We start from the raw sequence: 8,152 nt of genomic DNA on the forward strand, positions 1-8,152 counted from the left end.
GCGACCCAAGGGCCTTGTCATCACGCTGGCGGTGAATTGGCTGATCAAGCCGTTTACCATGGCCGCGCTTGGGGTGCTGTTCTTCAACCATGTCTTTGCCGGGCTTATCCCACCCGAGGATGCGCAGGCCTATCTTGCCGGTGTAATCCTTTTGGGGGCGGCGCCCTGTACGGCGATGGTCTTTGTCTGGTCGCAACTCACGCGGGGGGATGCAACCTATACCCTTGTCCAGGTCAGCGCCAACGATGTGATCATGGTGTTCGCCTTTGCCCCCATCGTAGCGCTGTTGCTTGGGGTCACGGATATCATCGTGCCCTGGGAGACGCTTTTGCTGTCGGTGCTGCTCTATGTCGTCATTCCGCTCCTTGCCGGAATCGTGACGCGCAAGCGCCTTGTGGCACGCGGCGGCGAGGCTGCGGTCGAGGCGTTTCGCGAGGCGATCAAGCCTGTGACCATTCTTGGCCTGCTGGTGACAGTGGTGCTTTTGTTCGGCTTTCAGGGGCAGGTCATCCTCGACAGCCCCCTGGTGATCGCGCTGATTGCGGTGCCGCTGTTGCTTCAAAGCTATGGCATCTTTGCGCTTGCCTATCTTGGGGCGCGGGCATGGCGGGTTCCTTTCAACGTCGCGGCGCCCTGCGCACTTATCGGCACGTCGAATTTTTTCGAACTCGCCGTCGCCGTCGCCATAAGCCTGTTCGGCCTTGGGTCAGGCGCGGCACTGGCCACCGTGGTGGGCGTTCTGGTCGAGGTGCCGGTGATGTTGTCGCTGGTGGCCTTTGCCAATCGCACCCGGCACTGGTTTCCCGAAGACGCCGCGTGATCAGCCGCGCGCGCGCAATGCGTCGCTCAGCACCGCCCGTACAAGGTCGGGATCGACATCCGAGGTGATGAAGGCCTCGCCAATCCCGCGCGCGAGAATAAAGCGCAGCTTGCCATCGACCACTTTCTTGTCCTGCCCCATCAGCGCGATAAGCCCGTCTGCATCAGGCAATTCGCCTTGAATATCAGATAGATCGACCTTCATCTTCATGTCACGCAGATGGGCGCGAACGCGGCTTGGATCTTCCTGGCTACACAGCCCCATCCGCGCCGACAGTTCAAACGCAAGGGCACAGCCGATGGCCACGCCCTCGCCATGCAACAGACGATCGGAATAGCCGGTGGCCGCCTCGAGTGCGTGACAAAACGTGTGACCGAGGTTCAGCAATGCCCGGTCACCCTGTTCGGTTTCATCGCGCATGACGATCGCGGCCTTCATCTCGACCGAGCGTTTCACAGCATGAATGCGCGCGGCCATATCGCCCGAAGCAGCACATGAAGCATTGCCTTCAAGCCATTGAAAGAAAACACTATCCCCTAGCATACCATATTTAACAACTTCGCCGTAACCGGCCAGGAAATCACGGGTCGTGAGGGTTCCGAGAACCTCTGTATCGGCCAGAACGAGGCTTGGTTGATGAAAGGCGCCGATCAGGTTCTTGCCCTGAGGCGCATTGATCCCGGTCTTGCCGCCAACAGAACTGTCGACCTGCGCCAAAAGGCTTGTGGGGACCTGAACAAAGCGCACCCCGCGCCGCAGGATCGCGGCGGCAAAGCCGACCAGATCGCCGATTACCCCGCCGCCAAAGGCCAGAACCACATCGTTACGCTCGACCTTTTGATCCAGAAGCCATTCCACGGCCTGTTCGAGATAGCGCCAGGATTTGGTAGATTCCCCCGGCGGCAAAACAAGCGCCTCGGAGGTAATTCCGTTCTTTTCCAATCCCTTGCGCAGCGTTTCAAGATGAAGGCCCGCGACATTCTCGTCGCTGATGATCACCACGCGCGGACGCCGCAGCAGCGGTGAAATCAGTGCCCCCGCCCGATCCAGAAGCCCTGGCCCGATGTGAATGTCATAGGCACGCCCCTCAAGGCCCACATGTACGATTTCGGTCATTCCAAACTCTCCAACACATCCTTGCGCCCGGCCAAGGCCTCTTGCACCTCGGCGGCCATGGCATCAATCGAATACTCGGCGCGCGCCTTGACGCTCAGATCGGCCAACGCATAGATCGGCACGCGGGTATCATAGAGCGCCTTCAACGTTTGATAAGGATTAGCTGTGCGCAGCAAAGGCCTGGTATTCTTACATTTTACCCGAGACCACAGTAAATCCATATCGGCATTCAGCCAGACCGAAACACCCTTCTGCGAGATCAGCGAGCGATTGCGCTCGGCCATGAAGGCCCCGCCGCCCGTCGACAGAATTCCGCGGTGACTGTCCAACAGTCGATCAATGACCTCGGTCTCGCGATTGCGAAAGAATGCCTCGCCATCGCGTTGAAATATCTCGGCAATCGTCATGTTGGCGGCTTTTTCGATCTCGGCATCGGAATCCAGAAACGGCACGCCAAGCCGCGCTGCAAGGGCCTTGCCCACAGCGGTCTTTCCTGCCCCCATCATCCCGACCAGAACGACGGTTTTCTTCAAGTTCCAATGCCTGTTAGCCGACACCCTTTCGGCGCTCCTCTGCCATTTTTTCGGATTTTGCTCTGAATGACGTGATCTTAGGCAAAAGGCCAGTTATAAGTTAAAAAAAGAAGACCCAAAACAGGCAGAGGGACCCATGGCAAGACTGATCAAGTGGCTGTTTTATTTGGCTGTTCTGGGTTTTATTGCCCTGGTTACCTATTCCTATCTCGGGCCGTTCTTCGGCGCGGATTTTTCACCGCCGCAAAACGAGATTCGGCAGGAAATCATTCTTGAAACGAATTAGCCTTTCCTTTTTCCTCGGCACAGTGGGCGTCGCCTGCGCAGCGCAGCAACCATTGTCGGCCATTGACTGGCTGAACGAGGCCAGCACCGCCGCCGTCACGACGCCACGCCTGATTCCCCCGGTCGAACCGCCGGTGGCCGATGCCGTTCAAACGCCGGATGTGAATGTTACTGCGCTTGACACGGCGCGCCCGGATGGCGTCGGGCTTTTGCCGAGCAGCACCACCGGCCTGCCGAAATCCCTGTGGCTGGGCAGCACGACCAGCGACCTTTTGCGCCAGTTTTCGCACCTTTCATCCGAACCTTTGCCCGCAATTCAGGCGCTTCACTACACGCTGTTGCTGGCCGAGGCCGACGCCCCGAATGATGCGATTGCCGACGCAGGTTTTCTTTCGGCCCGCCTTGAAGCCCTGCGGCGCGTCGGTGCGGTCGAGCCCGCGCTTGCCCTGATCGAACGGGCGGGGCCGATCACTGAGGTGCTCTTCGATCAATGGCTGGACCTTGCCCTTCTTGGCGGCCAGGAAGACACGCCCTGCACCGAATTGGCACATCAGCCGCACCTGAGCAAACGCCTTGACGCGCGCATTTTCTGCACCGCGCGCGACGGTGATTGGCAGACCGCCGCCCTGATCTACGACAGCGCGGCCAGCCTGGACGCCCTGAGCGATATCAACAGCCTTCTTTTGGCGCAGTTTCTCGATCCCGAGATGATCGACGACGCCGTTCCGCCGCGAGTGCCCAAAGCCATCACCCCGTTTCAGTTTCGCCTGTTCGAGGCGGTTGGAACACCATTGCCAACCGGAAATCTGCCGCGTGCCTTTGCGATGGCGGATCTGCGTGGCACATCGGGCTGGAAGGCCGAAGTTGAAGCCGCAGAGCGCCTTGCCCGCACCGGCGCATTGCCTGCGGCGCGGCTTTTGGGGCTTTACACGGCGCGCAAACCTGCCGCATCGGGCGGCGTCTGGGATCGTATCAAGGCCATTCAGAAACTGGACGATGCCCTTCAGAACGGTGCCGCCACGGATGTCGCCAAGGCCCTGCCAGGGGCCTGGTCGGCGATGCAATCCCAACACCTTGAGGTTCCCTTTGCCGAATTGTTTGCCGCTCGGCTTGGCGCTTTGGCCCTGCCAGACACGGCCCAACCCCTCGCCTTCGAAATTGCGCTGCTGTCGCAGGACTATGAAACCGCCGCCCGGAAGGGTGAACCGACATCACAGCGCGCGCGCTTTCTGAGCAGCGTCGCGACTGGCGCACCCGAGATGGCCGAGGCAAGCACCGCTCTGGAACAGGCGATCGCCACCGGCTTTGCCCAGACCAGTGCCGCGCCCACCCATCAGGCGATGTTGGATCGCGGCCAGTTGGGCGAAGCGATCCTGGTGGCCAGCAGCCTGCTTGACCGCAGCTCTGCCAGCGGGCGTGTCGGGGTTGGCGATGCGCTTGCCACCCTGCGCGCCGTCGGGCTAGAGGACACCGCCCGCCGCGCGGCCCTGCAACTATTGTTGCTGAGTGGCGACTGATGAGTGACGACCGGGGCTGGATTTCGCTTTTTCTCGAGGCACAGGCCGCCGAACTTGGCGCGGCGAACAACACCCTTTTGGCCTATGCGCGCGATCTGCGTGATTTTCATGAATGGGTTATGCATCAAGGGCTTAGCCTGAAAAGTTGCAGCCAAGAGGATGTTGAATCCTATCTTGTGCATTGCAACGCCCAGGGCTTTGCCCGCGCCACCCGTGCCCGCCGCCTCTCTGCCATTCGCCAGTTGTATCGTTTTGCCTTCGACGAACGTCTGCGCGCCGACAACCCCGCGATTCGTATCAAGGGCCCCGGCAAGGCACAGCGCCTTCCAAAGACCTTGAGCGAGGATGAGGTTGGTCGCCTGCTTGACGCCGCGCTTGATCATGGGCGCACGCCGACCGATCAGACCCGCAATACCTGTCTCATGGCGCTGCTGTACGCCACCGGCATGCGGGTGAGTGAACTTGTCTCGCTGCCCGTTTCCGCCGCACGCGGCAATCCGGCGCTGCTTTTGATCAAGGGCAAGGGTGGCAAGGAACGGATGGTGCCCCTGTCGCCCCCGGCCAAAGAGGCGCTTGCCAATTGGCTTGTGTTGCGCGATCAGGCCGACACCCTTGCCCGCAGCAAAGGACAGGCACCGTCGCCCTATCTCTTTGCCTCAACAGGGGCGTCCGGGCATTTGACGCGACATAGATTCTACATGTTGATCAAAGAGTTGGCGGTCAAAGCTGGTGTGTCCCCGGCCAAGGTAACGCCGCACACACTGCGCCATGCCTTTGCCACCCATCTTTTGGCCAATGGTGCCGATCTCCGGGCGATCCAGACGCTCTTGGGTCACGCCGATGTGGCCACCACCGAGATTTACACCCATGTGCTTGAGGCGCGGCTTCAGTCACTTGTGCAGGACCATCACCCGCTCGCCACGGCGGCGCGGCGCAAGGCGGGCGGCAATACCCCCTCTGAGGGCCAATAGCCGTCGATCAACGCCCCGTCATAGCCCTGCGTCAGCCCCGCCGCCCGCATCGCGTCACGGGTCGCAAGATGATCATAGCGCAATTCGTGTACGACAATGCCCGCGCGATCCAGCAGGGCAAAGCGTGTCTCGGGACGCCCGTCATTGGGCGGCATGCCAATCGCACCCGCATTCACCCAGAGGGTCTCCCCGATCCTGCGTTGAAACGGAACACCGGAATGGCCCGAGATGATGACATCAATACGTCCCGCAAGCGATTGAATAAACGAAATTTCATCTTCAAACTCGGCCTCCGGCGACACCGGCCATAAAAACCGGCTTATGTCGGTTGCGCCACCATGCACCACCGCACAGCGCCGATCATGATGCCGAAACACGATCATATCCGGCAAGGTGCCCATCCAACGACGATCCGCCGCGCCAATCGCGGCATCGGCATGCGCATACCAGGCCCTCGACAAAAGATCGCACTCTGTCCCCGCCTCGAACCCACACCCGCAGTTCATCTGATACTGCGCCAGCTGTTTCTCGCAATTCCCGGCCACCACCGGACAGCCGAGCGCACGGATTTCCGCGACGGTTTCGGCGGCTTGCGCGCAATAGGCCACAAGATCGCCGGTACAGATCATCCGCTCTGGTGCAATCCCAAGGGCGCGGCCCCGCGCAATCACCGCCTGCGTTGCGCAAAGGTTGGAATAGGGCCCGCCAAAAAGCAAAACCGGCCCGTTCAGCCGCCCCAGATCGCGCAGTTCCATTCCGCATCATCCCTTGATTGACGGGCCGTGGCACCCCATAACCCGTATGACTAAAAGGACATCTGCCCAAATGGAAGCCACCACACCAATTCTTGATTTTGCGTTCTGGATCACCGTCGCGGCTATTTTGATGCTGCTGGTTCTATCCGCCTTCTTTTCCGGCAGTGAAACCGCGCTGACCGCCGCCTCGCGTGGCAAGCTGCGCGCACAGGCGGAAAAGGGGTCGGCCGGGGCGGAATGCGCGCTTCATATCACCGAGGACAACGAGCGGCTGATCGGGTCGGTTCTGTTGGGCAACAACCTGGTCAACATCCTTGCGGCCTCTCTTGCGACCGCGCTTTTCACCCGGATGTTCGGCGAAAGCGGCGTAGCGCTTGCCACCCTGGTGATGACGATTCTGGTGCTTGTCTTTGCAGAGGTGCTTCCCAAGACCTATGCGATCACCAATGCCGAGGCCGCAGCGGCGCGCACCGCGCCGATCATCACCCTGGTCATCAAGGTCTTTTCACCGATAGTCTCGGCGGTACGCCTGTTCGTGCGCGGCGTTCTTGGCCTGTTCGGCGTTCAGACCGATCCCGACAGCCATATCCTTGCCGTGCGCGAGGAAATCGCCGGCGCGCTTTATCTGGGCCAATCCGAAGGCGTCGTTGAAAAGGAAGACCGCGACCGTATCCTTGGCGCACTCGACCTTGGCGAACGTGCGGTGGAAGAGATCATGTTGCACCGCTCCGGCATCGAGATGATCAACGTCGATGCCGAACCCGATGCCATTCTCAACCAATGTCTGGAAAGCAACCATACCCGCTTGCCACTCTTTCGGGACGACCCGGACAATATCATCGGCGTTGTCCATGCCAAGGATCTCCTGCGCGCCATGCACAAGCTTGTCACCGGATCAACTGCGAGCGCCAAGGCATTGAGTAAATTCGATATTACCACTGTCGCCCGCAAGCCGTACTTCGTGCCGGAAACCACCACCCTCGACGATCAGATGCGTCAGTTCCTGCGCATGCGCAGCCATTTCGCGCTTGTGGTCGATGAATACGGAAGCCTTCAGGGGTTGATCACGCTTGAAGATATCCTTGAGGAAATCGTCGGCGAGATCACCGATGAATTCGACCCCGATGCAAAACACCCGCTGCGCAAATCGGACGACAATCAGTTCCTTGTCGAAGGCGCCATGACCATCCGCGACCTCAATCGCGCCACTGATTGGAACCTGCCCGACGAGGCCGCCAATACCGTCGCCGGTCTGGTGATTCACGAGGCACAGATGATCCCGAAAGTCGATCAGGTTTTCATCTTTCACGGTTTCCGATTCAAGGTGGTTGCGCGCAAGGACAACCGGATCACCAAGCTGAAAATCGGCAAGATCTAAGGACCGCCGTCCGCGCAGGCATCAATCCGTCTTGACCGGAAAAACAAAACAGCGGTCCCGCCGCAGCATGAGCCAAAGCGGCTTGCCGGGATTGGGCAGGAACACATTCGGCACCGTCGCCCGCAGGATAGAGCCGTCGTGATCCATGCGGAACTCCACAAGGCTTTCCGAGCCAATAAAGCGCGCGCGCACCACCACGCCACGTGCGGGTGTGCCGTCCTGCGGCGTCGGATTGGGGCCGCGCCCGCCGCGATCAAAGTCAATCTTGATGTGCTGCGGACGAATGACGATTTCGACATCCTGGCCATCGGGCACACCGGGCGCAAGGAAATGCCCGAACGGCGTTTCGGTCAAGGCCCCGCGCACTGTGCCACGTATCACGTTGATATCGCTAAAGAACGCCACGGCATTGCGATCAACCGGCGCGTTGTAGATATTATAGGGCGCGCCCTGTTGCACGATCCGCCCGTCCCGCATCAGAGCGATCTCATCGGCCATGCGCATCGCTTCTTCGGGCTCGTGCGTGACAAGCAAGACCGCCGTATCCTCTTCGCGCAGGATATCCAGCGTTTCATCGCGGATACCATCGCGCAGGCGGTTATCGAGGCCCGAAAACGGCTCGTCCATAAGCATGATCCGCGGACGCGGCGCCAACGCGCGGGCAAGCGCCACGCGCTGCTGCTCGCCACCCGAAAGCTCGTGCGGATAGGACTCGAGGTAACGCCCCATCCCGACACGGCCAAGCAACTCCCTGACGCGGTCGGCAATGGCGGCTTT

The 8,152-nt window shown here is 60.3% G+C and carries 9 protein-coding genes; 5 read left to right on the top strand and 4 right to left on the bottom strand.

Going from position 1 to position 8,152, the window contains the following annotated elements; translation table 11 throughout:
• Nucleotides 1-820 (top strand): ACR3 family arsenite efflux transporter (arsB, locus tag QZ522_RS15635; protein WP_294613638.1); only part of this gene is annotated, 820 nt, incomplete at its 5' end.
• Here the strand turns inward: arsB and aroB are convergent.
• Together aroB and QZ522_RS15645 are read right to left on the bottom strand one after the other, a co-directional pair.
• On the bottom strand, nucleotides 821-1,936 hold the full coding sequence (gene aroB, locus QZ522_RS15640; protein ID WP_294613640.1) for a 3-dehydroquinate synthase: 1,116 nt from the start codon (nucleotides 1,934-1,936) through the stop codon (nucleotides 821-823).
• Entirely contained in the window at nucleotides 1,933-2,469 is a 537-nt protein-coding gene (locus tag QZ522_RS15645) for a shikimate kinase (RefSeq protein WP_294613643.1), read from the bottom strand. The genes aroB and QZ522_RS15645 overlap by 4 nt, the downstream gene beginning before the upstream one ends.
• Nucleotides 2,470-2,605: 136 nt before the next feature.
• On the opposite strand from QZ522_RS15645, the gene QZ522_RS15650 reads away from it, so the two are divergent.
• The 3 genes from QZ522_RS15650 to QZ522_RS15660 are packed head-to-tail and all read left to right on the top strand — an operon-like array spanning nucleotide 2,606 to nucleotide 5,242.
• Nucleotides 2,606-2,755: a hypothetical protein gene (locus QZ522_RS15650; RefSeq protein WP_294613646.1), complete on the top strand. Its 150-nt coding sequence runs from the start codon at nucleotides 2,606-2,608 to the stop codon at nucleotides 2,753-2,755.
• A complete protein-coding gene (locus QZ522_RS15655; RefSeq protein WP_294613648.1) occupies nucleotides 2,742-4,271 on the top strand; it encodes a hypothetical protein in 1,530 nt (509 codons plus the stop codon). Before QZ522_RS15650 ends, QZ522_RS15655 begins: the two co-directional genes overlap by 14 nt.
• Nucleotides 4,271-5,242, top strand: a complete 972-nt coding sequence (locus QZ522_RS15660; RefSeq protein WP_294613651.1) for a site-specific tyrosine recombinase XerD — start codon at nucleotides 4,271-4,273, stop codon at nucleotides 5,240-5,242. The genes QZ522_RS15655 and QZ522_RS15660 overlap by 1 nt, the downstream gene beginning before the upstream one ends.
• Here the strand turns inward: QZ522_RS15660 and QZ522_RS15665 are convergent.
• A complete protein-coding gene (locus tag QZ522_RS15665; protein ID WP_294613654.1) occupies nucleotides 5,179-5,997 on the bottom strand; it encodes a metallophosphoesterase family protein in 819 nt (272 codons plus the stop codon). The two genes, QZ522_RS15660 and QZ522_RS15665, sit on opposite strands and share 64 nt — an antisense overlap.
• A gap of 70 nt (nucleotides 5,998-6,067) precedes the next feature.
• Here QZ522_RS15665 and QZ522_RS15670 point away from each other — a divergent pair, with 70 nt between their 5' ends.
• On the top strand, nucleotides 6,068-7,375 hold the full coding sequence (locus tag QZ522_RS15670) for an HlyC/CorC family transporter (protein WP_294613657.1): 1,308 nt from the start codon (nucleotides 6,068-6,070) through the stop codon (nucleotides 7,373-7,375).
• Nucleotides 7,376-7,396: 21 nt separating this feature from the next.
• Here QZ522_RS15670 and QZ522_RS15675 read toward each other — a convergent pair.
• On the bottom strand, nucleotides 7,397-8,152 hold a 756-nt coding region (locus tag QZ522_RS15675), incomplete at its 5' end, for an ABC transporter ATP-binding protein (RefSeq protein ID WP_294613660.1).

Origin of the sequence: uncultured Roseovarius sp. (assembly GCF_913054395.1) — a bacterium.
GTDB lineage: Bacteria > Pseudomonadota > Alphaproteobacteria > Rhodobacterales > Rhodobacteraceae > Roseovarius.

Bases quoted from the DNA above. Each gene is read 5' to 3' on its own strand.
- QZ522_RS15660 (WP_294613651.1), top strand. From the start codon at position 4,271: ATGAGTGACGACCGGGGCTGGATTTCGCTTTTTCTCGAGGCACAGGCC.
- QZ522_RS15650 (WP_294613646.1), top strand. From the start codon at position 2,606: ATGGCAAGACTGATCAAGTGGCTGTTTTATTTGGCTGTTCTGGGTTTT.
- QZ522_RS15670 (WP_294613657.1), top strand. From the start codon at position 6,068: ATGGAAGCCACCACACCAATTCTTGATTTTGCGTTCTGGATCACCGTC.
- aroB (WP_294613640.1), bottom strand. From the start codon at position 1,936: ATGACCGAAATCGTACATGTGGGCCTTGAGGGGCGTGCCTATGACATT.
- QZ522_RS15665 (WP_294613654.1), bottom strand. From the start codon at position 5,997: ATGGAACTGCGCGATCTGGGGCGGCTGAACGGGCCGGTTTTGCTTTTT.